The following is a 24673-nucleotide window of genomic DNA, read 5'->3' as shown; positions in this document are numbered from 1 at the left end:
CTGCTTATTAATTATTGTTTTCTAAAACTGTTTGCATGGCTTTTGCCTTTAATAAACACTCTTCGTATTCGCTAGTTGGTTTACTTTTTGCAGTAATTGCTCCACCAACAGAATAAGAAACATATTGCCGTGTTTCGTTATATAAAATACTACGAATTATAACATTAAAATCGAAGTCGTTCTCTGGAGTAATGTAACCTACAGAACCAGAATACAAACCACGTTTAGCGTCTTCTAGAGTTTCAATAATTTTCATTGCTGAAATTTTTGGAGCTCCAGTCATGCTTCCCATTGGAAATGTAGTTTTTAAAACTTCTATAGGATCTATAGTGTTTTCTACTTGAGAAACTACTGTAGATATCATTTGATGTACTTGTTTAAAGCTATAAACTTTACAAAGCTCCTCGACTTCAACGCTACCTTTTGTGGCTGTTTGTGATAAATCGTTTCTAACTAAATCTACAATCATAATATTTTCACTACGTTCCTTTTGGTCTGTAATTAAATTATGTTTTAATGTATTGTCTAATATAGCATCGCTTTCGCGTTTTGCTGTACCTTTTATAGGTTGCGAAATGATTTTAGTACCTGCTTTTTTTATGTATCGCTCTGGCGAAGCAGAGAGTAAATATTTATCATTTGTTTTAAAAAAAGTTGCAAATGGCGGTTGTGAAATTTCGTTAAGTTTATAATAAGTTTCTATTGGGTTTATGGTTGTATTTTCGGCATAAAATTCTTGACAAAAATTAGCTTCGTAAATATCACCTCTATTTATATGCCATTGCATTTTTGCTACTTTTTCAAAGTAATCATCTTTACTTGTACGCAGCTTAATTTTTATGTTTGTATTTGCTTGAGTATTAATAGTAGATTTATAATTCTCTATGGTTTCTAAATCTATTTCTAACTCATCATCAACAGCATTTAAATATTTTATAGTAACCGTATTACCTTGTACCAAAAAGATTTTTTTAGGCTGAAAAAAATACAGGTCTGCAAAAGCTAAACCATCGGTATTATTAGATTTTAAGTTTTCGGTATCGTTTTTTAAATCGTAAGTTAAATAACCAAAAATCCAATCGTTAGTATTGTTTTGGTATTCTTTAAGTTTACCAAAAGCATCATGATAATCTGTTTGTATTGCTGTAAATGCATCAACCGCTAAAACGGCATCATAATTTGAATATTTTTGTGAGTAATTGTTGGAATCAAGCCAAACAACATCATCAAAATGTTGTGCCCAAGAAAGTAGTTTTCTCTTAAATTCCTCAATATTAACTATTTGTTTTGTTTTACTTGTTCTCAATTAAAGTGCTTATATTAACCTTTTCAAATTTAAAAAGAATCTCACTATTTTCTAAGTATAATATATAAAACGTTTCACTATCCCAATCTTATGACTTTATTTTCTATTAATTTTAAAAAGCATTTACTAACCATTTTGCTTTTATTAATTTTCGGTTTACAATTATCTGCTCAAGAAAAATCTAAATATTCTTTATTATGGAAAATTGAAGGCAAAGACCAACGTAAACCTTCTTATTTATTTGGCACAATGCATGTTAGCGACGAACGCGCTTTTAATTTTAGCGATGCCGTTTTGCCTGCAATTGAAAATACCGAGAAATTTGCATTAGAAATTCAGCCCGATTCTTTAGTGATAAAAATGTTTACAAAACCAAAAATTGAGCTTGCTTATTTGCAGTTTAAAAAACTTTTAAATGATGATGAATATAGCAAAATTGCCAAACGGTTTAAGGCTATAAACGGTTACGATATTGAAGAATCTACACTTTACGACCCAAGTATTTTAATGTCTATGCTAAGTCCTGATAGTGAAAAAGAAACCGATAAAACAACTTTTGTAGACATGCACCTTTTAGGTCATGCTAAGACTATGCAAAAAGAAATTGTAGGTTTAGAAGATACCGATTCACAATTATTTTATTTTGAAAATGCTACAGATGAGAGAAAACGCGAACTACTTTTAGAAGAGCTTTTTTACGACATAGAAACTTATGAAACTGAAACTGAAGCCTTAAAAAAGGTATATATAACAGGCGATATTAATGCTATAGACGCCATGATTATGTCTTATGATGGTTATGGAGAAGAAATGAAAAGTAGAAACATTGTAATGACTAATAGTATTATAAAACAAATGAAAAACAGTTCTATTTTTTCGGCTGTTGGTGCAGCACATTTACCAGGAAATGTGGGACTTATAAAAATGCTTCGCGATAAAGGTTATAAAGTTACGCCTGTAGAAGCTAAATTTACAGGAGTTGCAAAAAATTATACTATAGATACTTCTAAAATGTCTTGGCATACATTTAATAGTGAAGATTATGGCTACACATTGCAAACACCAGGAATTCCTGCTATAGAATCAAATAACGAGGGACTTGATGCTTATATCTACACAGACTTAATTACCGGTACAAACTATTCTTATTTTGCTTTAGATTTTAGATCTAAAAATGGAATAGACAAAACCATGTTTTATGAAAAAATGATTGAAGATGCTGCTACACGATATAATGGAGAAATAGTTAGCAAAAAAACCATTACAATTGGTGGTACACAAGGTTATGAAATTGACATAAAAATTCCTGAACCAAGTGATCAAAAAAAAGATGGTGTAAAATCTGTTTTTGCATTTAAAAATGGGATTTTTTATCAATTTTTAGTCTACGGAAACTATAATTCACTAAACTCTAAAATGGTGTCACGTTTTGTAAACTCTATAAAAATCACAAAACCTAAAGCTATACCAACACCAAATTGGTATGAGTTTAAGCATAAAAAAGGAGCCTTTACAGTAAAAATGCCAAGCAAACCTTTAGATCGTTCTAGAGAAATTGAAAGTCCGTTTGAAGACACTACAGAACCTTACATAATTAATATGTTTATGGCCATAGATGCCAAAAATAAATCTAATTATATAATACGATATAACGACCAACCTAATGGCTATAGAATTGATGATTTAGAGGCATCGTTTACAGGTATGGCAGAAACATTTACTGGTAAAGCCGAAATTATTGGCACACCAAAAACAATATACCAAAACGGTTATATTGGTAAGGAATATGAACTTTATATTAAAGGTGTTTCTCATTCTATTTGCAGATTGTTTTTTAGAGGCAATAGAACGTATTTACTTCTTGCGCAAAGACTTGAAAAAGGATTAAAAGCAAATGCAAACAATCCGTTTTTTGAATCTTTTAAACTTACAGATTTTGAAGAAGAACCTATTGTTGTTCATGAAAAACAAGGTTTAAAATTTAAAGGCTTTAAAAATATTCGTGAAATTTTAGAAGATGAAGATTATGATAATTCTGATACGTATTTTTATAATTCTTATGATTATTATACTAAAAACGAACAATCAGGAGATATTTATGCCTTCGGTTTTACAAAATTAAAACCTTATTTTAAAATAGATACCCTAGCTAAATTTTACGATTTAAATAAAGAAAACATTACTAATTACACAGATACTATTGTAAGAAGCAAAAAAGTAAAAGTTAATAATAACGAAGGTGTAGAATTTGTTGTTATGCAAAAACAAGATAGTATTTATAGTAAGTACTTACTTTGGTTAGATAAAGATAAATTTATTTATACATCGGCTTTTGTAAGCAAAGAAAATATTGACAGTAAAACAACCAACAACCTATTGTACGGTTATTTACCCAAAACAAATACTACCTCATTTAATTATTACAGCTCTAAAACAGATTTATTATTAAACAATTTAAAGTCTAAAGACTCTTTAGTATTTAAACAAGCTTATGGTGCATTTACATATTATGAATTTAGTAAAGATGATGTACCAAAACTTTATAAAGCCATAGATGCTAAGTATGCAACAACAGAAAATAAAGAAAAAGTAATTGAAGCTATAATTAATGAATTTAATAACGTTTCAGATGACAATACAGTTGCTTTTTTAGAAAAACTATACACTAGTAATAATTTAAACGAAGCTTTAAAAAGAAGCATATTACAAATAATTCCCGAACTAAAAACGCCCAACAATTTAACAACTTATAGAAAGTTACTTTTAAATAATACTCCTAAAGCAGCCGAAGATTATAATTACGCTATTTTTTCTCCATATTTTGATTCTATCCCAATGGCAATAGAGGATTATAATGGGTTATTAAAACTTATTGACTCAAAAAAATACAGATCACAACTACTAAGTTTATCAGCACAAATATTAAAATCTAGTTATAAAAACAAAAGCAATATTATTCCACTATTTAATAGCTTAACCATTAATAATACTAAAGATTTAAAAACATTTATTAATCAAAAAGCATCAAAAGACTTTAACTACTCACATCAAACCATAATTTATAATTATCTAAATTATTTTGAGGCATTTCCTAAAAACAAACAAGCACAAACTATAGATAATTTTACAAATCAGTTATTAGATATTAAAAACAACAAGTGGTTAGCGCTTAGAGCTTCAGAAATTAGAATTCTTCACGATTTAAAACTTGAAAACCAGTTAACCAATACCCTTTTAGATAGTTTAGATACACGCTATAATATTATGAAAGCATACCATAAGGCAAATAACTTTAAAAAGGTTTCAAAAAAATATTATAAAGAAGCAGCGTTTGCAAACTTATCTTTACAACAATATTTAGAAGAAGTAGACGAATGGCCAACAAAAAGAAAAGTATTAGGCACACTTAATTTAAACGGCATAAATTATTATGCCTATGCATTAATTTATGAGTATGATGGCACAGAAGAGTCTTATTTAGCAGTGGTAAAAGCCGATTTTAAACTCTCTCAAAAACATGATTTTAAAACTTATACCACCTTGACAGATTGGCACTATTTAAGTGATAAGTGGAAAGCGCAAACAGAAGAACTTATTAAAAAGAAAGCTGAAAAATTATAAAAAAAACCATGTTAAAAAAACATATTTCTTAAGGTTTATTACTTTTGAAAAACTTTAAATTTTAGCAAGAAACAACGTTGAAAACCAATAAAATCATGTTCGAATTAACTAACAATAATTTAAAAATTAAAGTCAATACAAAAGGTGCAGAACTTTGTGAAATTTCAGCTATAAAAAACAAAAATCAATTTATGTGGCATGCAGATCCCGATGTTTGGGGAAGTTTTGCTCCTAATTTATTTCCAATTATTGGCGCTCTAAAAGAAGATAGTTACACCTATAATGGTAAAACATTTAAGCTTCCTAAACATGGCTTTGTTAGGCATAATAAAAATATAAAACTTTTAAAACAAACGAGAAATAGTCTTGTTTTTAGCCTAATGTATAATGAAGATTTATTAAAAATTTACCCTTTTAAATTTCAATTTATAATTACCTATACTTTAGAAGAAAATACCATCCACATTGCACACACAGTAAAAAACTTAGACAACAAAGCTATTTACTTTTCAATTGGTGGTCATCCAGCATTTAAATGCCCATTATATAATAACGAAAGCTATACAGATTATAGTTTAGTTTTTGAAAACAATGAAATCTCAAAAACCCATTTGCTAAACATGGATAATGGTTTAGTAACAGATAAAACTGAAACCGTTTTTAAATCTGGAAATAGCATACAATTAAGACCAGATTTATTTAATAAAGACGCACTTATTTTTAAAGATTTAAAGTCTAGAAAAGTAGCTTTAGTTAGTAAAATACATGGCGAAATACTTAATTTAAGTTTTAAAGACTTTAATTATTTGGGCATTTGGGCAAAACCAAATGCACCATACGTTTGCATAGAACCTTGGTTAGGTGTCGCAGATCATGAAAATACAAATCAAAAAATAGAAGAAAAAGAGGGCATTATTAAATTACCTGAAAGCGAAACTTTTACAGCAACCTACAGTATACAAATACATGAGGATCATTTAGGGTAAGCAAAATATAAATAGTAATTTTGTAGCTTAAATAATTTACTTTGACTTTTAGAGACTTAAACTTAAACACACCATTATATAATGCCCTAGACGATTTGGGCTACACTACACCAACACCAATACAAGCAGAAGCTTTTAATGTGGTTGCAAGTGGAAAAGATATGGTTGGTATAGCACAAACAGGAACAGGTAAAACTTTTGCCTATATGCTACCTGTGCTTAGAAATCTTCCGTTTTCTAAACAAGAAAACCCAAGAGTGTTAGTTTTAGTACCTACTAGAGAACTTGTTGTACAAGTTGTTGAAGAGATTGAAAAACTCTCTAAATACATTAACAATCGTGTTTTGGGTGTTTATGGTGGCACAAATATTAATACACAAAAACAAGCTATTGCTCAAGGCATAGATATTTTAGTTGCTACTCCAGGACGTTTATACGATTTGGCTTTAAGTAGAGTTTTACAATTAAAATCTATTCAAAAATTAATTATCGATGAAGTCGATGTTATGCTAGATTTAGGTTTTAGACATCAACTTATTAATATTTTCGATTTGTTACCAACACGCAGACAAAACATTATGTTTTCTGCTACAATGACAAAAGATGTAGACGATTTAATTGTAGATTTCTTTAAATCGCCAGAAAAAGTATCTATTGCTACTTCTGGAACGCCGTTAGAAAATATTAAGCAAACGCGTTACAAAGCGCCTAATTTTTATACTAAACTAAATTTACTTAAGCATTTATTGCAAGATGAAGAAACCTATAATAAGGTACTTATTTTTGTAGCTTATAAAAAAATGGCCGATCGCCTATTTGAAGCTTTAGACGAAGAATATAACGAAGAGCTTTGTGTTATACACTCTAACAAAACACAAAACTATAGATTACGAAGTATCGAGCAATTTCGAGAAGGCATAAATAGAATTTTAGTTGCTACAGATGTTATGGCTCGTGGTTTAGATATAGATAATGTGTCGCACGTTATAAACTTTGACACACCAGAATATCCAGAAAACTACATGCACAGAATTGGTAGAACAGGTCGTGCAGAACGCGAAGGTCATGCTTTGGTGTTTACTACAGAAAAAGAACAACAAGCTATAGAAGATATTGAAGCGTTAATGGATATGACTATTAATGTAGAAGAAATTCCAGATACCGTTGAAATTTCTACAGAACTTATAGAAGAAGAAAGACCACAAATTAAAGAACGTAATAACCCTAATAAACGCAGAAAAGATGAAGACGCTCCTGGACCAGCATTTCATGAAAAATCTGAAAAAAATTCTAAAGAAAATTTAGGTGGTTCTTACAAGTTTAAAATTGCCGCTAAGTATAAAAAACCTAAAACGCGCGGTGACAAAAACTATAACAAAAGAAATAAAAGAAAATAATTCTTACCAAGTACGCAATAAAACACGCATAAATATACGTTTATCGAAAAAATACCGTTTTATTTTTAACAATAACTCGTATTTTTTACATTTAAGCGATGAGTGATATTTCTAAGCTTTTTTTAAATCCAGATAATACTTTTTACCACGATAATGTGGTGAGTATTCTTGTTAATCAAAATTGGTTATTGGTTAATACTATAAAAGAAGCAAAAACCACTTATATATTTACTGAAGACAACGTATTAACTAGAACTACAAATAATACAATCTCTAAAGCTAAATGGCATTATGTAAATGAAAATTATATTCGTATTACCAGTGAAGATGGTAGTATTAATGTAATTAAAATGACGTTTAGAAATGAAGACATTTTAACCTTAGACATTGATAGAAAATCTAACGAACTTGCTGTTTTTATAAACGAAACTAAAAGTGATAAAGTTTTAAATACTTATGATGATATTACCACTTACCTACACTCAAAGTATTTAAGTAAGGCAAAAAATATTATACATAATCATGAATATTATTTTATAAATAAATCTGAAGAGTTTGGTCCATACACAGCAAAAACATTAATTAATAAAGTTAATAATGGTGCTTTAAGTGACCAGTGTTTTATTAGAGAAACTAACGAAAACAACTATAACAAAAGGCTTAGAATTAAAGATTTAATTGGAGCTTTATAAGCTATTTTTTACCAACCACTATTGTAGAAAGTCCTATTTTATTTGCAATAAGTTTATCTATAATTTTAAATATTGGTACTAAAGTATTGTATAATTTCATTTGTCCGCCTGGAATACTTTCTTTTTTTAAAATACTTCCTGTTACATACCAACCTAAAATACCTATAAAATTAAAATGCTGCTTATGCATAATTTTAAAATTATTTAATTTAAAAATGTTTGAAAGAGACGTTTTAGTATACCGTCTATAATGCCCTAATTCTTTATCAAATTTATTATAAAGCGTTTGGTATGATGGTACTAGTATTATTAAATGTCCGTTATCTTTTAGCAGTTTTTTACAATTTTTAATTGCTAAAACATCATCTTTTATATGTTCTACTACATTTAAAGCAAAAACAGTATCATATTTACCTAAATGTTTTTCAAACTTTTTATCAAAATCCTCATCGGTTAGGTTCATGATTTCAGAACCTAAAAAATTTGAATACTGATTAAAGTTTTGGTTTAGTTTTTCAAAATAATTTTGTCTTATATCTGTTAAAACCATCTCAAAATCATCTTCAAGAAAAAATGTTGATATATTACCTATACCGCTACCTATTTCTAAAGTTTTCCCTTTACAATAAGGTTTAATGGTTTGGTACATCCATCTATTAAATTTATCGGCTTTTGCAATTACATCTAAGGTTGCTTCACCAATAACATCGTTTTCTTCAAATTTAATTTCTTGAGACATCTATTTTTTTGAGTTTACAATTTAAAAAAAGCGAACCATTAGGTTCGCTTTTTTATTTAACTTTTTAAAAAGTTATTGTTTTATACGTGTAAAGCACGATCATCTGTAGCTGCTAAAGCGGCTTCTTTTATTGCTTCTGCAAATGTTGGATGTGCGTGAGACATACGTGAAATATCTTCTGCACTAGCTCTAAACTCCATAGCTACTACTGCTTCTGCAATTAAATCTGCACAACGTGCACCAACCATGTGTACTCCTAATACTTCATCTGTATTTTTGTCTGCAAGAATTTTTACAAAACCATCAATATCTCCACTTGCTCTAGCACGACCTAAAGCTCTAAATGGAAATTGTCCTACTTTATATTCTGCTCCAGCTTCTTTTAATTCTTCTTCGGTTTTACCAACTGCTGCAACTTCTGGCCATGTGTATACTACACCTGGGATTAAGTTATAATCTATGTGTGGTTTTTGTCCTGCTAAAGTTTCGGCTACAAAGGTTCCTTCTTCTTCAGCTTTATGTGCTAACATTGCTCCTTTTACAACATCTCCTATTGCATAAATATTGCTAACGTTTGTTTGTAAATGTTCGTTTACTTCTATTTGGCCTCTTTCTGTAAGTTTTACTCCTGCAGCTTCAGCATTTAAACCATCTGTAAATGGTTTACGTCCTACAGATACTAAGCAGTAATCTCCTTTTACTTCTACAACTTCTCCTTTTTTGTTTTCGGCTTTTACAATAACTTCATTTCCATTGCGCTCTACAGATTGTACTTTGTGAGACACCATCATTTTAAATTTAGCCTTTTTAAAGACTTTATTTAATTCTTTAGATAGAGAACCATCCATTGTTGGTAAAATTCTATCCATGTATTCTATTACGGTAACTTCTGCTCCTAATCTTTTATATACTTGACCAAGTTCTAAGCCTATTACACCACCACCAATAACAATCATGTGTTTTGGTATTTCTTTAAGTTTTAAAGCTTCGGTAGATGTAATTATACGTTCTTTATCAAGTGTTATAAATGGTAAGTTTGAAGGTTTACTTCCTGTTGCAATAATGGTGTTTTTTGCTTCAATTTCTGTTGTTTCTTCGCCTTCAATTTTAATATGTGTAGCATCTATAAAACTACCAACACCTGTAAATACATCGATGTTGTTTTTTTTCATTAAAAACTCTACACCACCAGTTGTTTGGTCTACAACGGCTTGTTTACGACCAATCATTTTTTCTAAATTAACTTTAATTTCACCTGGAATTTCTATTCCATGCTCTTCAAAATGTTTAGTAGCTTCTTCGTAATGATGAGATGAACTTAGTAAGGCTTTACTAGGTATACAACCTACATTAAGACAAGTACCTCCAAGTGTAGAATATTTTTCGATTATTGCAGTTTTCATACCTAGTTGTGCACAACGTATTGCTGCTACATATCCTCCAGGTCCTGAGCCTATTATGGCTACATCGTATTTACTCATAAGTAATATTTAGAATGAATTTTATCTTGTATTTAAGACTATCTTATTGATTATTATAGCAAAAATACAATTTTGTAATTTTATTTACGAATGTACAATGATGTATTTTTTACTAAAATAATGAGAGGCTTATTTTTTAAATTTACCGCAAAGAAAAAACAGCTCTATCTTTAAAAAAGAGTAATTCTCTTTTATTAGATTAGAACTGTTTTAGTATTAGAATTGATTAATAGCACTGTAAAAATCACTATTATATTAAGTATACACAATACTCAATTTGAGTATTTTTTTAATTGCCTATAATAAAGTCATATCCATTTTTAACATTCCTACTAATTCTCCAGTTGAAGATATTTTTAATTTTTTTAAAATATTTCTTCGGTGTGTGTCTACCGTATGCGGACTTATATTTAGTTTTTCGGAAATTTCTTTACTAGTAAAATTTAGTATTAATAGACGTATTACATCGCGTTCTCTATTGCTTATTCCTGCATGTAATAATTTTTGAGAAAAGTTATTGTAATATACAGTTTCGTACTCATTTTTATTATTTAATAGCTTTGCAGTTGCAGTTATTGGCAAGTTTAATTCAATATTTAAAACGGTATAATGCGCTAGACCAATTATAGGTTTCATTTCACTATCAAAAGCCAATGGTGTAGTATTTTGTATAATATTTACGTACTTTTCGCTGGCATTTTTTATTCTATAATTCCATGTATAATTAGCAAGTTCTCTTTTGTTTTCGGGTATTTCGGCCAAAGTAAACTCCATTAAACTATTTAAAGCGCCTAACCAGATTTCTATGTCTTCTGGATGGATTCTACTCCAAAAGTATTTCATTCCTTTTACTTTTAAATCTGTAGCATCTAAACCTAAACAAGAGGTAAAGTTTTTACTTATATATTCAAAAGTAAGCTCTTGTGTATTTGTTAAACAGAAAAAAGTAGAACTGTATGGCAAATACGTATCTAGCTCAATAATTTTTTTAATATGTGTTTCTAGCGATGGTTTAGTGTAAGATTCAAAAATAGATTTATAAACCTCTTTTATTTCTTGGTGTTTCATTAATTAGTTGTTAATAGCGATACCAAAATAATAAAATTTAATTTTTAAAAAAAATTAAGAAGGAAAACCTAACATCTCTCCCATTCCAACGGTAAACAACCAACTACCATAAATAGCATGCTCTATTGAAACTAATAGTGTTGATTTGGTTTTATTATAAGTAAATGCAAATAATAAACCACCTAAAAAGGTTAATAAAATAACTAATGTATTTCTAAAAAAAATATGTGCTAGAGAAAATACAATGGCATTTATAAATATTAAAATATGCTCGTTTTTGAATAGATTTTTATAACGCTGAAAATAAAAAGTTCTATAAATTAACTCTTGAGGATATACCGAAAAAGCAGAGTACACAAACAGTATTACCAACCACAATAATGGTTTATTTAATACTACTTTAAATAAACTTGCTTGATTAGAAATTAAAACAAAAGTTATAGTTATTACTGCAATTAGTATAAGTTTAAAAAAAGTGGCTTTAAAAAAACGACTCCAATTTAAGTTAGCAGCAATTTTAAATTTATTTTTTTCAATTCTAAGTAAGTAATAAACTATATATATAAAACCTGTTATTGCAATTATAGCTTTAATCCATAATGCAAAATCTATTGTAAAACTTATTGGAATTATTATAAAAATAATAAAAAACTCTATAAGCTTATAGATAGTAGATTGCATCATATTTTTTAAACTGTTATTACGGTAGTATGTTTAACTTCATTAATCATAAACGTACTATGTGTACTACCAATATGATCTAGTTTTGTTAATTTATTTACCATAAAATTACGAAAAGCCTTCATATCTTTTACTAATACTTTTAATAAATAATCGTAATCTCCACTAATATGGTAGCACTCTAAAACTTCTTCTAAACTAGTTACATCTTTTTCAAATTTAAAAACATAATCTTGAGAATGTTTCACTAATTTAATGTTACAAAATGCTACAAAAGATTTTTGAACGACTTCTTTATTTATTAAAGTAACATATTTATTAATTACGCCATTATTTTCAAGTTTTTTAATGCGCTCATACACCGCGGTAACAGAGAGATTTAACTTATTAGAAAGCTCTTTGTTTGTTTGCTTACTATCTTCTTGTAATAGTTTTATAAGCTTAGTATCTATAGCATCAAAAGTCATTATCGAAAAATTTTCTGTTTACACATTTAATTTATTGCTTTTTCAGAATTTAAAACACTTAAATCAAAATTAAACAGATTTAAAATCTAAAATTAAAACAATATATTGATTAATAATCTAAAATAAATGACTTTTACTAAATATTAAACTTAAAAAATTAAATTATGGCTTTTAAACCTGCTAATAATATACAAGACTTACAATATTTTGGTGAGTTTGGTGGTGTTAATCCTTCAATTTCAGACTCTTCAACATACACTTTTCTTTCTGCTAAAACCATGTTTGATACTTTTGAAGGTAATGCAGATGGTTGCTATTTATATTCAAGACATTCTACGCCTTCAAATTTATATTTAGGAGAAGCGCTTGCTGCTATGGAAGGTACAGAAACAGCAAATGTAACAGCGTCTGGAATGGGTGCAATTACACCTGTTATTATGCAGCTTTGTGGTGCTGGTGATCATGTTGTATCTAGTAGAACGATTTACGGTGGTACTTACGCTTTTTTAAAAAACTTTGCACCGCGGTTTAATGTATCTACATCGTTTGTAGACATTACAAAACTAGATGTTGTAGAAGCTGCAATTACGTCTCACACAAAAGTGTTGTATTGCGAATCTGTTAGCAATCCATTATTAGAGGTTGCAGATATTGCTGGTTTAGCCAAATTAGCAAAACAATATAATTTAAAATTAGTGGTAGATAATACATTTTCACCTTTATCTATTTCTCCTGCACAATTAGGTGCAGATGTTGTAATACATAGCTTAACTAAATTTATAAACGGATCGTCTGATACTGTTGGAGGCGTTATATGTGGTACTCAAGAATTTATTAATGACCTAAGAAATGTAAACGATGGTGCTTGTATGTTATTAGGTTCTACTATGGATAGCCTTCGTGCAGCTTCAGTTTTAAAAAACTTAAGAACATTACACATTAGAATGCAGCAACACAGTGTAAATGCTACTTATTTAGCTGAAAAATTTCAGAAACTTGGTTTAAAAACAGTGTATCCTGGTTTAGCATCACATCCATCACACACGCTATTTAAAAACATGATGAATAATAAGTATGGTTTTGGTGGTATGCTAACTATAGATGTTGGTTCTTTAGATAAAGCCAATGCTTTAATGGAGTTAATGCAAGAAAGAAATTTAGGATATTTAGCTGTAAGTTTAGGGTTTTATAAAACCTTATTTTCTGCACCTGGAAGCTCAACATCTTCAGAAATTCCTGAAGAAGAACAAGCAGAAATGGGACTAAGCGATGGATTAATACGTTTTTCTATAGGTTTAGATGCCGATATTGAGCGCACTTTTAAACTAATGAAAGCCTGTATGATTGATTTAGAAATACTTAAGCCAGAATTGGTTTAAAAAAAATAAATCCCTAAGTAAAAAATAAAAGGTTTGAAGTATTTCAAGCCTTTTTTCTATTTGCATAACATCGTACAAAATCGTAACATTACATTCAAATAAAATTAAACTAATAGTAATACTAAATGGAAAGCCAAGATATTAAACCATCAGTACCTCAAGACGAAAATATTATTGAAAACAAAGAACTTAATATTTGGGAAGCATTAATTCCTGTAATTGCATTAGTTATTATGTTATTTTATAATGTATTTTTCGTGTATGGAGATGATGCTTTAAGTGGTAGTAATCAATTTATACTGCTTTTAGGTGCTGCAGTTGCAGCTGTTGTTGGCTTTTACAACAAAGTTTCTTATAAACAAATGATAGATGAAGTTGCCGAGAATGTAAAATCTACCTCTGGCGCGCTACTAATTCTACTTATGGTTGGCGCTTTAGCAGGAACCTGGCTAATTAGTGGCATTATACCTACCATGATTTATTACGGATTACAAATTTTAAATCCCACTATATTTCTCGCAGCATCTGTAATAATTTGTGCTATAATTTCTATTGCTACTGGTAGTTCTTGGACGACTTCTGCAACTGTTGGTATTGCATTAATTGGTATAGGCGAAACACTTGGCATATCATTAGGTATGACAGCAGGAGCTGTTTTATCTGGCGCGTATTTTGGTGATAAAATGTCTCCACTTAGTGACACTACAAACCTTGCGCCTGCAATGGCTGGAGCAGATTTGTTCTCACACATTAAATACATGGCATATACAACAGTGCCTACAATTACTGTAACTCTAATTGTTTTTATAATTATTGGTTTAAATATAGATACTACAGGTACACCAGACATATCTGATAAGTTAAATGCTATTAACGGTGCATTTAATATTACACCTTGGTTATTTATAGTTCCAGTAGTCGTAATCTTTTTAATTATAAAAAAAACACCACCATTAGTTGCCTTATTAGTTGGTACGCTATTAGGCGGAATTGCTGCAGTAATTGCTCAACCAGAAATAGTAACTACAATTGCTGGAGCAGAAAGTTTAACCTTTCAATCTGCATATAAAGGTGTAATGAATGCAATGACTGTAGATGTTGCTGTAGAAACCTCTAGTACAGAATTAAACGATTTATTTTCTGCAGGTGGTATGTCTGGAATGCTTGGTACTATTTGGTTAATTATTTGTGCTATGGTATTTGGTGGCGTTATGGATGCTATTGGTGCATTATCTAGAATTAGTAGAGCTTTATTAAGTTTAGCCTCTACAACCTTTGGTTTATTTGCAAGTACAGTAGCCAGTTGTTTAGCATTAAACGTAACAGCATCAGACCAATATTTAGCATTAGTTGTACCTGGAAAAATGTTTAAAAAAGCTTACGAAGAAAAAAACCTTGCTCCAGAAAATCTAAGTAGAACTTTAGAGGATTCAGGAACTGTAACCTCGGTATTAGTACCATGGAATACTTGTGGTGCTTATCAATCAGGAGTTTTAGGTGTTCCGGTTGTAGATTATTTTTTCTTTGCTATATTTAATTGGTTAAGTCCGTTTATGACACTTTTATTCGCTGCATTTTCAATTAAAATAAAGCAACTGTCTTCAAAATAACAAATACCTATTCTATTTTAAAAATACAATAGCTAAAATTGATAGCCTTATAAGATTTAAAAATTTTATAAGGCTTGTTTTTTTAGTCTTCACCTCTATCTTTGCCTACTCAAAAATTAATCTAATAATTATTAAATTTTAACAAATGGCAATAGTAGGAAAACAATTTCCAGATTTAAATGTAGACGCAATGAACGAAATGGGTGACACCTTTAAATTAAACGTTCTTGAAGAAGCAAGAAATAATAAAAAGAAAGTAGTATTATTCTGGTACCCAAAAGATTTTACTTTTGTTTGCCCAACAGAATTACATGCTTTTGAAGCTGCAAAAGAAGAGTTTGCAAAAAGAAATACAATTGTTATTGGTGCCTCTTGTGACACTCCAGAAGTACACTTTGCATGGTTAAACACACCAAAAGATAACGGTGGAATTGAAGGCGTAACTTACCCAATATTAGCAGATTCTAACCGTAACTTAGCTTCTACTTTAGGTATTTTAGATATCACTAACGAAAAGTACAACGAAGAAACTGGAGTTGTAACTGTAGATGGTGACAATGTAACTTACAGAGCTACTTACGTAATAGATGAAGATGGTATTGTACAACACGAAGGTGTTAACAACATGCCAATTGGTAGAAACGTAAACGAATTTTTACGTATTATCGACGCTTTAACTCACGTACAAGAAAAAGGTGAAGTTTGTCCTGCAAACTGGGAAGAAGGAAAAGACGCAATGAGCGCAAATAGATTAGGTACTGCAGAGTACTTAGCAAACCACGTAAACTAAGTAATTATGGTTCAAGAATTAAGTCAAGATAATTTAAGTGAAATTATTGCAAGTAACAACACTGTTGTTGTGCAATATTCTGCAACTTGGTGTGGTAACTGTCGTATTATGAAACCTAAAGTTAAAAAATTAGCTGGTGAGTTAGAAAATATAACATTTGTTATCGCAGACGCAGAAAAATTTCCAGAATCAAGACAATTAGCAACTGTAGATAATCTACCAACATTTGCAACGTTTAAAGATGGAAAATTTGTAAATCAAACACAGACTAACAAATTTGACGTTTTAAAAGACTTAGTAAACGAAGTAGCATAAAAATAACATCTGGTTTAGCGCAGTTTTAATTTAATATTTAAACTGCGTAAAAACCAAATAAACAAACAATTATCAATGAAATTACCTGTAATAAAACACTTAGCTCAATTTATAGAAGACAATGACGAAGATTATGTTAATGAAACTATAGAAACACTTGAAGCATTAACCGAAGTTCCTTCTTTAAAAGATGAAGAACTTGACGTTATTGGAGAATTAATATCTAATATGTATGGTGCAATTGAAGTTAATAAAATGATTAAAGAAGGTACACCAAAAAAAGAGGCTGTAAATAACTTTATGAAACGTGTTTTAGGTTCTATTGATAAATAGAAGTTATAGAAAAAGAAAAATTTAAAACCACTTTGTTTATTCAAAGTGGTTTTTTTAATTTCAAAAATTAACCAAATGCAATTTGCAAGCCCATTAACACAAATATAAATCCGCTAATTCTATTTATCCAAACTCCCGATTTTGGATTACTTTTAATAGTCTCTGAAAATTTACTCGCAAACACCGTTAACATCAAATACCAAACAATACCAATAAAAGCGTAAGTTAAGCCTAACAATATAAAAGGAACTGGATCTTCTAATTGAGAAGGATTAATAAACTGAGGGAAAAAGGCCAAAAAGAATAATGCAACTTTAGGATTTAATGAATTAGTAAAAAAACCTGACCAAAAATCATTTTTAGAAGGTTTTATAGCATTAGCATCATCTGTATTATTTAATATATCTGTATTACTTTTAAGCTTTAGTACACCCATATAAAAAATGTATGCAGCGCCAGCATATTTAACAAACATGAAAGCTGTTTCAGATTTAGAAATAATGACCGTAAGGCCCAAAGCCGAAAAAAATACATGCGTTAAAACACCCGCATTTATTCCTATTGCAGAAGTTATTCCAGATTTACGACCTTGACTAATAGACTTATTTAACACAAAAACAGTATCCATTCCAGGTGTCATTATAAAAAATAAAGCAGTAACCATAAAGCTTAAAAAGTTTTCAATTCCTAACATTGTTTTATTCTATTTTAATGAAACAAAATACTTAAGCAAAGAAACTATGGTAATACCTATTTAAAAATACATATTTTTGACTGAGTAATGCAAAAAACGCATTTGTTATGACAACACAACAAATTAAATATTTTTTAGTTTTAGCCAAAGAGCTTCATTTTTGGAATACCGCCGAAAAAGTTTTTATTTCACAATCTTCGCTAACAAGACAAATTCAAGCTTTAGAAGACGAATTGGGTTTTTCGCTTTTTGAAAGAAATAAAAGAAACGTAAAATTAACCGATGCTGGAAAATTTTTACAAAAGCATTGGACTAAAACCATAAACGAATTAGATCAAATACACAGGCAAGCAAAAAAAATAGACCAAGGTGATTCTGGACACGTTTCCATTTCTTATCCTGGCTCTATAACTTTTAGTTTCTTGCCTAATTTTTTAGAAATTATTAAAACCAATTTACCAGAACTTAAATTAGAATTAGCAGAACTTACCGATGAGAATCACCAAAAACTTTTACTAAATTACAATACAGATATTGCTTTTAGTCGTGATAACATTCAGCATGCCAACATAAAATCTCAAAAATTATCTACCGAGCCTATTTGCATTGCTGTACCCAACAACCATTGGTTAAATAAAGACTCTATTAATAATATAAAAAAGCTTCAGGAAGAAAATTTTATCATTTCAGGCTTGCATCAAACCACATTTTTTTCATCTTTATTGAGAAACTTATTCAACCAATTAGGTTTTGAACCCAAAATTAGTATTGAATCAGATTTTGGTGGTATGATTTTAAACCTTGTGTCTAAAGGACTTGGTATTTCTATTCTGCCCTATTCATTTAAACATTCAAAATTTAATAATGTACGCTTTATAGACTTAGAACAAACTATAGATTTATATATGCATTGGCGAAAAAATGAAGCTAATAAAACTATCGAAAAGGTTATTGATTGCATAAAGTTATTGTAAGTAATAAGTTAGTTGTAAAATATATTTTTTTTAAAACAACTTCAATCTTAAAACAAAAACTACCTTTGGTATTACTGTAAGCCAACCATGATGAGCACAAAAAAACTTTTTATAATTTCAATACTATTAACATTTACAGCTAGTTTAATGATATATATTAAACTAAGCTATTTTTTTTGGAGCTCAAAGTTTGATTATATCTTCAACCTAAGCACAGGCATATTTATAATCGCTGCTATACTAGCTTTAATAGCAAGTATTCAATCTACAACACAGTTTTACAAAACTCACAAATTTCAATGGTTTTGGCTTTTTAGCTCTATATTAGCTATCTCATTTATTATTGCTTTTATATACTATTTAATTAATATATAAAAGATTAAATCTATCATTACAACTAATACACAAAACAACTTAATTCTAAAATAAAGTTAAAAATTTGGAACAATCATTCCAAAACACCTATTTTTGTCTTATGAATAAAAAAGAAGCCATATTATCTGCTGCCATTACCTTACTAACAGAAAAAGGCGTGCATAATACACCAATGTCTGCTATAGCAAAAGCTGCAGGCACAGGCATGGGAACCATTTATAACTATTATTCAAATAAAGACGCATTAATTAACGCTATATATATAAATATTAAACAAGAAGAAACTAAAGTTTTTACAGCGTTTGATGCTACTAAACCTATTAAAACGCAATTTGAAAATTACTATGCAGCAATAATAGACTTTTTTATTACACATCCTACTTACTTTCAATTTATGGAACAGCTTCAAGCATCACCTATAATTACTGAAAGCTCTAGAAACGAAGGACAAAAATCTATTACTGAAGTTTATAACTTATTAAAAAAAGGGCAACAACAACGCATTATAAAATCTATAAATATAGACGAGTTACTCATGTTTATTGGAGGCTCTATACTATCTTATTTACGCTGGCATTTCAACCAAAAAGAAACTAAAACAACAACACTTAATAACCAAATTAACCTACTTTGGGATGCAATAAAAGCATAAAAAAAATTTACTATTAATTTGGAATGAATATTCACTCCATAAACTAAATATTATGAAAAAGAACGTATTAATTACAGGAACATCAACAGGCGTAGGTTTTGAAAGCGCTATCCTATTTGCCAAAAACAATTTCAAAGTTTATGCTACTATGCGTAACTTAGAAAAAGCAAGTAAACTAAAAGAGCATATTGAAAAAGACAATTTAGACATACACTTACTACCCTTAGATGTTACAAAAACCGAAACCATTAAAGCAGCAGTAGATACTATTATTGAAAATGATAGTAAAATAGATATGCTATTTAATAACGCAGGAGCAGGTTTTGCAAAAACAACAGAACAAGCAACAGAAGCCGAAATAAAATGGGTCACAGACGTTAACTATCTTGGTGTTGTGTATTGCACGCAAGCAGTTTTACCACACATGCGCAAACAAAAATCTGGACAAATAATTAGTATTACCTCTGTTGGTGGTTTAGTAGGACAACCATTTAACGAGTTGTATTGCGGAGCAAAATTTGCGGTAGAAGGTTTTATGGAAGGTTTAGCCACTTATGTTAGTGAGCCGTTTAATATTAAAATTTCTTGTGTAGAACCTGGCGGAATTTCAACAGAATTTATGACCTCTGCTATAGAAAAAACAGCTATTGAAGGCCAATTTGCTACTGGCGAGTACGCTCCTATTTTCGAAAGATACATGGCTGGAAACCAAAAACGTGCCAATGAAAGTGAAACACAAGTGTACCAAACCGGATTAGAAGTCGCAAATGTAGTTTTAGATGTAGCACAAAATGAAAATCCTCCATTACGCATACGTACATCGCAATGGGCTGAAGATTTTTGTAACTTAAAAACACAAGCCGATCCAGATGGCACTAAAATAGTACAACAACTAAAAGATAGTTTTTTGTAAAAACTAAAAAAACACCGCTTTGTTAAGTTAAAGAGGTGTTTTTTTATAATGGTGTAATATCTTTTTTTTAATTTAATTTAAAAGTAACATTAACACCATGTGTTCGTGCTGTTGTTGTGCCATAACTTTGCATGTATTGTAAGCTTGAGTTTGTATCTGCAATATGTACAACTTCGCCTAAAGTTTTATTCATTTTTTTAGCAATACCTTCAGCTTTTTCTTTTGCATTAGCAATAGCTTTTACTGTTAACGCGACCAGTTCTTCGCCGGTAAGTTTTTTTGCTTCTACTTCTATATTTACAATAGACATTCCGGCAGACTTAAGTGTTATTATTTTTCTAATTTCTTCTTTATTAGAGGTTCTTAAAAAGTAATATGCAGATTCTCTATTTTGACTAAACGACACTGCAAACTCGTAATATGTGTTTCTTTTAAATCTATTAAAATCTATTCCAATGCTTTTAAATTTCTCTATAGCATTTTCTTTTACGGTTTTTAAAGAATTTGCTTCTACTTCGGTTTGACCTTCGTAAACAAGTACTTGTTGTAATGCTATTAATACTATATAACTATCGCCTTCTACAGTATTTTCAGTCTCACCAAAAACCGAAATTGTATTGTCGTTTTCCTGAAATATTGCTGGCATTGCAAATAAAACAGCTAATAAAAAGATTAAATTTTTCATATCTATTTAATTAAAGTTTTTAGTGTTTTTTTTAGAAGAATAAAATTGATGCAATAATCATCCATGCACCAACAAATAAACCTACTACACCAAGTTTTCCTTGTTTTGGTGCTAGTTTTGCTCTTAATTCGATTGCTTTTTCTTTTGCTGCTTCATTTTTAGATAAAACAAACTTGTTAATTAATGTAAATCCTAACATGAATCCCAAAACAGCTTCTACAATACTACCTGCTAATAATGTTGCCCACCAAACTGGAAACGAAGTCATCCATCCTAAGTTTAGTATAGAGAAAATAATTCCCCAAATACCATAGAAACAAAAGGCTAAACCTATCCAACCTTGATAAGGTTCTATTTTTTCTAACAGTTCTTTTGCATTAGGTTTTTTTGATAATAATAAAGATGGAACAGCGATAATACTTAATAAAATTAGTGTAATTCCGAAAGTCATAATGTTTAGTTTAATTGGTTATAATTTGTTTTTTTAATATTTGAAACACTTTATTTTTTTATAATGTTTCTTATATACTTGGCAAATTTATAGCTATAGATAGCTGTTTATAACCCTATATGTGGTGAAACTAAACACCCTGAAAACAGTGGCTTTAATTATAAAAAACTAAAAACCAACCACTTAAATGTTTTTTTTCATTTTAAAACTGCTTCGCTTTTATTTAATTGTTAAAAAACTAAAGCACAAAAAAAGGCTCTAACAATTAGAACCTTTTTACTTTTATATGTATTGTAATCGCTTTAAGATACGTAACCCTTTTTTATGGCGTATTTAGTAAGGCCTGCAAGGTTTCTTACATTAAGCTTAGTAATTAGATTTTTACGGTAACTTTCTATAGTATGTTTACTTAAAAATAACTTATCTGCAATTTCTTGAGTTGTAAACTCTTCAGCAATAAGTGAAATAACTTCAACTTCTCGTTTGGTGAGTTTAATGTCTTTATCTTTCTTTTTTTCAAATTTATTTTTAAGATAGATGTCTTTAATCTCTTGCGAAAAATATTTTTCGCCTCCTAAAATGGTTTCAATAGCTTTTAAAAACTCTTCTTTTTTAGCATTTTTTTGAAGATATCCATCTACATCATTTTCTATAAGATCATCAATAATTCCTGGTGTATTGTGCATACTTACAACCAAAGTTTTAATATGGTTTGCTGTTTTTTTAATCCATTTATTTAAAGCAATACCATCTACTTCTGGCATGGTAACATCTGTAATTACAAGGTCTATTTTTTCGTTTTTATTTATAGATATGTATTTTTTAACGTGTCCGCCATGTTTTGCGGTGTATATAATATTATAGTTACTTTCTGTTTTTAAAATACTAAGTAAGCCATCTAAAAACATTTTATGGTCGTCGGCAATAATTAGGTTATGCATCATTAATTTAGGCTGTTAAAGGAATCTCTATATTTATACTCGTGCCTCTATTTGGTTTAGAATCGATATGCAAGATACCATTATAATTTTCTACTCTATTCTTAATATTTGTTAAACCAATACCCAATGTGGTTTGAGATAAATTAAAACCAATACCATCATCTTCGTAAACAAAAAACAAACCGCTATCTAAATAATCTAGCTGTATATCTATAGTTTTGGCTTTAGCATATTTTAAAGTATTGGTAGTAAGCTCTTGAAAGATAGAAAACAATTCGTTTTGCAAAATCTTGCTTATCTTATTAATTGCTTTTTCGTTATAAAACGATAAATTTATTTTAATACCACTAGCGTTTTCAACAGTACTTATGTATTCTTTTATTAAAAACACAAAGTCGTTTTCTCGTATTTTTTTGGGCAATAAATTATGAGATAAATTTCTTACCTGCTCATAAGTATCATCTAACTGACTATAAATTAATTTTAATTTATTTGGATGGTTTGACAACTGACTAAATTGTAATTTTATAGCTGCTAAATTACCACCAATACTATCGTGCATTTCCTGAGCTATTTTTTTTCGCTCTAAATCTTGACCTCTAACCGATGCTTTAATAAGCTTTAATTCTTGATCTTTTTTTAGCGAAATTACCTGCTGCTCATTAATTTGTTTTTCTTTTAAATTAAGTAAACTTTGAGCCTGTAATTTTTGGTAATAAATTATTAAAAGCCCTGCTATTGGTACTAACAAAATAAAAAATGCTACCAATACAATATATTTAATTGTACGCTCTCTATCTAGCTCTACTGCCTTTAGTGCTTCTTTTTCTTTAAGTAAAATAATTTCGTTTTTACGCTTTTCTACACCATTTTCTAGTTGTAAAACTTTGTTTTCGTTTTGCTTTGCAATTATTGTTTGTTGTAGTTTAAGTTTTTCTAAAGAGGCATCTTTGTTTTTTATATTTAAGCTTTTATTTAAGTTTTCGATTTTTAAAAGCTTTATTGTTTTTTCTTTTTCTAAGGTTTTAAATCTTACTTCTAATTTATTAATTTCTTCTTCTGTTATAGAATTATCTATAGAATCTTTTATGCTATAATAACGTTTACCATAGCTATACGCATTTTTAAAATCTTGTTTTCTGGCAGAAATTTTTTCCATCATGAGATAACTATTCATCTCAATATCTAAATTTCCTAAACTAATGGCTTTATATAATGTTGTTGAAAAGGTTAAAAGCGCTTCGTCATCCTTTTTTTGTTGGTATAAAATGGTTCCTATTTTACTTAAAGCTATAAGCTCTAAATTACTAAAACGGTACTGGCTGCTTATTTTTTTAGCTTCTTTAAATACAGTAAGTGCAGCTTCGGTTTCTGCTTTACTTAAATAATTATCACCAATATTTATTAAAATATTAATAAGTGGTTGTTTTCTATAGGATTCTTTTTCGCAAATGGCTTTTGCTTTTTGCAAATACTGGTTTGAGGTTTCGTATTTTGAAAGCGACGAATAAATAGAACCTAAATTAATGTAACTTCCTAAAATTAATTCTTCGTCGTTAGAAAACTGTATGCATTTTTCAAACAATTTTAAAGCTTCTTGAGTTTTTCCAAGTGTAACGTAAGTACTTGCTAAACCATGAATATGTGTGTAATACAAATTGGTTTCGTTATGTTTTTCACTTAACTCTGCACCTTTTATATAATAGTTTTTACTCTCTTGGTGCAAGCCTTTATTTGTATTGTTTAAGGCTAGTAACTGATAAGACAATATTTTTAATCTAATACCTAAAGAGTCGTTAGGATTTTTTTTACTCTTTAAAGCTTGATGTGTGTAATAAATAGACGAGTCTATAGCAACGTATTTATTATGGTAATAGGCTAATAATAAATTGGTATTTGTTATAGATTTATTTAATTTAAATTTAGGCAATAATTGGTGTGCTTGCTTGTAAGCTTTAGCATCAAAACCATTATTAAAATAATAAAAAAGTTTATCTACTTGTGCGGTTTCACGCTCATGTTCTGGTACCGTGTTTTGTGCTACTAAAATAGAAGCATAACAGAAAAACAAAAAAACTAATATGTTTTGAGGCTTAAAAAGCATGCGCAAATGTAACAATAAG

At 29.3% G+C, this 24673-nt stretch carries 23 protein-coding genes; 12 read left to right on the top strand and 11 right to left on the bottom strand.

Features of this window, described 5'->3' with window-relative positions; translation table 11 throughout:
* Positions 1 to 7: 7 nt before the first annotated feature.
* The gene (locus tag LACAL_RS11240) at positions 8 to 1306 is read right to left on the bottom strand and encodes an anthranilate synthase component I family protein (protein WP_013870861.1); all 1299 of its coding nucleotides are present in this window, start codon (positions 1304 to 1306) and stop codon (positions 8 to 10) included.
* A gap of 90 nt (positions 1307 to 1396) precedes the next feature.
* Here LACAL_RS11240 and LACAL_RS11235 point away from each other — a divergent pair, with 90 nt between their 5' ends.
* The 4 genes from LACAL_RS11235 to LACAL_RS11220 all read left to right on the top strand — a co-directional run bounded on the left by LACAL_RS11235 (position 1397) and on the right by LACAL_RS11220 (position 8002).
* Positions 1397 to 4927 carry a TraB/GumN family protein gene (locus LACAL_RS11235; protein WP_013870860.1) on the top strand — a complete coding sequence of 1177 codons (3531 nt, stop codon included), beginning with the start codon at positions 1397 to 1399 and terminating at the stop codon, positions 4925 to 4927.
* Positions 4928 to 5022: 95 nt separating this feature from the next.
* Positions 5023 to 5913 carry an aldose 1-epimerase family protein gene (locus LACAL_RS11230; protein ID WP_013870859.1) on the top strand — a complete coding sequence of 297 codons (891 nt, stop codon included), beginning with the start codon at positions 5023 to 5025 and terminating at the stop codon, positions 5911 to 5913.
* Between the two features lie 41 nt (positions 5914 to 5954).
* Entirely contained in the window at positions 5955 to 7310 is a 1356-nt protein-coding gene (locus LACAL_RS11225) for a DEAD/DEAH box helicase (RefSeq protein ID WP_013870858.1), read from the top strand.
* 98 nt (positions 7311 to 7408) lie between these two features.
* The gene (locus LACAL_RS11220) at positions 7409 to 8002 is read left to right on the top strand and encodes a hypothetical protein (protein WP_013870857.1); all 594 of its coding nucleotides are present in this window, start codon (positions 7409 to 7411) and stop codon (positions 8000 to 8002) included.
* Position 8003: 1 nt separating this feature from the next.
* On the opposite strand, the gene LACAL_RS11215 is transcribed toward LACAL_RS11220, so the two are convergent.
* The 5 genes from LACAL_RS11215 to LACAL_RS11195 all read right to left on the bottom strand — a co-directional run bounded on the left by LACAL_RS11215 (position 8004) and on the right by LACAL_RS11195 (position 12438).
* Positions 8004 to 8741: a bifunctional 2-polyprenyl-6-hydroxyphenol methylase/3-demethylubiquinol 3-O-methyltransferase UbiG gene (locus tag LACAL_RS11215; protein ID WP_013870856.1), complete on the bottom strand. Its 738-nt coding sequence runs from the start codon at positions 8739 to 8741 to the stop codon at positions 8004 to 8006.
* Between the two features lie 80 nt (positions 8742 to 8821).
* Positions 8822 to 10222 carry a dihydrolipoyl dehydrogenase gene (gene lpdA, locus LACAL_RS11210; RefSeq protein WP_013870855.1) on the bottom strand — a complete coding sequence of 467 codons (1401 nt, stop codon included), beginning with the start codon at positions 10220 to 10222 and terminating at the stop codon, positions 8822 to 8824.
* 297 nt (positions 10223 to 10519) lie between these two features.
* Entirely contained in the window at positions 10520 to 11290 is a 771-nt protein-coding gene (locus tag LACAL_RS11205; RefSeq protein WP_013870854.1) for a helix-turn-helix transcriptional regulator, read from the bottom strand.
* A gap of 54 nt (positions 11291 to 11344) precedes the next feature.
* Positions 11345 to 11974, bottom strand: coding sequence for a type II CAAX prenyl endopeptidase Rce1 family protein (locus tag LACAL_RS11200; RefSeq protein ID WP_237700986.1), 630 nt, complete (start codon positions 11972 to 11974; stop codon positions 11345 to 11347).
* A gap of 5 nt (positions 11975 to 11979) precedes the next feature.
* Positions 11980 to 12438 carry an Lrp/AsnC family transcriptional regulator gene (locus LACAL_RS11195; RefSeq protein ID WP_013870852.1) on the bottom strand — a complete coding sequence of 153 codons (459 nt, stop codon included), beginning with the start codon at positions 12436 to 12438 and terminating at the stop codon, positions 11980 to 11982.
* A 164-nt stretch (positions 12439 to 12602) separates the two neighbouring features.
* On the opposite strand from LACAL_RS11195, the gene LACAL_RS11190 reads away from it, so the two are divergent.
* The 5 genes from LACAL_RS11190 to LACAL_RS11170 all read left to right on the top strand — a co-directional run bounded on the left by LACAL_RS11190 (position 12603) and on the right by LACAL_RS11170 (position 16865).
* Positions 12603 to 13817 carry an aminotransferase class I/II-fold pyridoxal phosphate-dependent enzyme gene (locus LACAL_RS11190; RefSeq protein WP_013870851.1) on the top strand — a complete coding sequence of 405 codons (1215 nt, stop codon included), beginning with the start codon at positions 12603 to 12605 and terminating at the stop codon, positions 13815 to 13817.
* 125 nt (positions 13818 to 13942) lie between these two features.
* A complete protein-coding gene (gene nhaC, locus LACAL_RS11185; RefSeq protein ID WP_013870850.1) occupies positions 13943 to 15427 on the top strand; it encodes a Na+/H+ antiporter NhaC in 1485 nt (494 codons plus the stop codon).
* A 145-nt stretch (positions 15428 to 15572) separates the two neighbouring features.
* The gene (locus LACAL_RS11180; protein WP_013870849.1) at positions 15573 to 16217 is read left to right on the top strand and encodes a peroxiredoxin; all 645 of its coding nucleotides are present in this window, start codon (positions 15573 to 15575) and stop codon (positions 16215 to 16217) included.
* 6 nt (positions 16218 to 16223) lie between these two features.
* Positions 16224 to 16532, top strand: a complete 309-nt coding sequence (locus LACAL_RS11175) for a co-chaperone YbbN (protein ID WP_013870848.1) — start codon at positions 16224 to 16226, stop codon at positions 16530 to 16532.
* Between the two features lie 75 nt (positions 16533 to 16607).
* On the top strand, positions 16608 to 16865 hold the full coding sequence (locus tag LACAL_RS11170; RefSeq protein WP_013870847.1) for a hypothetical protein: 258 nt from the start codon (positions 16608 to 16610) through the stop codon (positions 16863 to 16865).
* A gap of 67 nt (positions 16866 to 16932) precedes the next feature.
* Here the strand turns inward: LACAL_RS11170 and LACAL_RS11165 are convergent, their stop codons facing one another.
* Positions 16933 to 17559, bottom strand: a complete 627-nt coding sequence (locus tag LACAL_RS11165) for a LysE family translocator (RefSeq protein ID WP_013870846.1) — start codon at positions 17557 to 17559, stop codon at positions 16933 to 16935.
* A 107-nt stretch (positions 17560 to 17666) separates the two neighbouring features.
* Here LACAL_RS11165 and LACAL_RS11160 point away from each other — a divergent pair, with 107 nt between their 5' ends.
* From LACAL_RS11160 to LACAL_RS11145, 3 genes are all read left to right on the top strand, one after another.
* Complete coding sequence (locus LACAL_RS11160) at positions 17667 to 18533, top strand: LysR substrate-binding domain-containing protein (RefSeq protein WP_013870845.1); 867 nt, start codon at positions 17667 to 17669, stop codon at positions 18531 to 18533.
* A gap of 475 nt (positions 18534 to 19008) precedes the next feature.
* Positions 19009 to 19560 (top strand): TetR/AcrR family transcriptional regulator, encoded by a 552-nt coding sequence (locus LACAL_RS11150; protein WP_013870844.1) that lies wholly within the window; start codon positions 19009 to 19011, stop codon positions 19558 to 19560.
* A 52-nt stretch (positions 19561 to 19612) separates the two neighbouring features.
* Positions 19613 to 20473, top strand: a complete 861-nt coding sequence (locus LACAL_RS11145; RefSeq protein ID WP_013870843.1) for an SDR family oxidoreductase — start codon at positions 19613 to 19615, stop codon at positions 20471 to 20473.
* Between the two features lie 67 nt (positions 20474 to 20540).
* Here the strand turns inward: LACAL_RS11145 and LACAL_RS11140 are convergent, their stop codons facing one another.
* The 4 genes from LACAL_RS11140 to LACAL_RS15070 form a co-directional block, all read right to left on the bottom strand.
* Positions 20541 to 21158: an SIMPL domain-containing protein gene (locus LACAL_RS11140; RefSeq protein ID WP_013870842.1), complete on the bottom strand. Its 618-nt coding sequence runs from the start codon at positions 21156 to 21158 to the stop codon at positions 20541 to 20543.
* Positions 21159 to 21189: 31 nt separating this feature from the next.
* The gene (locus LACAL_RS11135; RefSeq protein WP_013870841.1) at positions 21190 to 21609 is read right to left on the bottom strand and encodes a hypothetical protein; all 420 of its coding nucleotides are present in this window, start codon (positions 21607 to 21609) and stop codon (positions 21190 to 21192) included.
* A 302-nt stretch (positions 21610 to 21911) separates the two neighbouring features.
* On the bottom strand, positions 21912 to 22553 hold the full coding sequence (locus LACAL_RS11130) for a response regulator transcription factor (RefSeq protein ID WP_041301488.1): 642 nt from the start codon (positions 22551 to 22553) through the stop codon (positions 21912 to 21914).
* A gap of 4 nt (positions 22554 to 22557) precedes the next feature.
* Positions 22558 to 24621 (bottom strand): sensor histidine kinase, encoded by a 2064-nt coding sequence (locus LACAL_RS15070; RefSeq protein ID WP_158306396.1) that lies wholly within the window; start codon positions 24619 to 24621, stop codon positions 22558 to 22560.
* Between the last annotated feature and the right edge of the window lie 52 nt (positions 24622 to 24673).

Origin of the sequence: Lacinutrix sp. 5H-3-7-4, from assembly GCF_000211855.2 — a bacterium.
Taxonomy (GTDB): domain Bacteria; phylum Bacteroidota; class Bacteroidia; order Flavobacteriales; family Flavobacteriaceae; genus Lacinutrix.
Note: the sequence above shows the minus strand (reverse complement) of the source record. Positions and strands in the feature narration are given on the sequence as shown.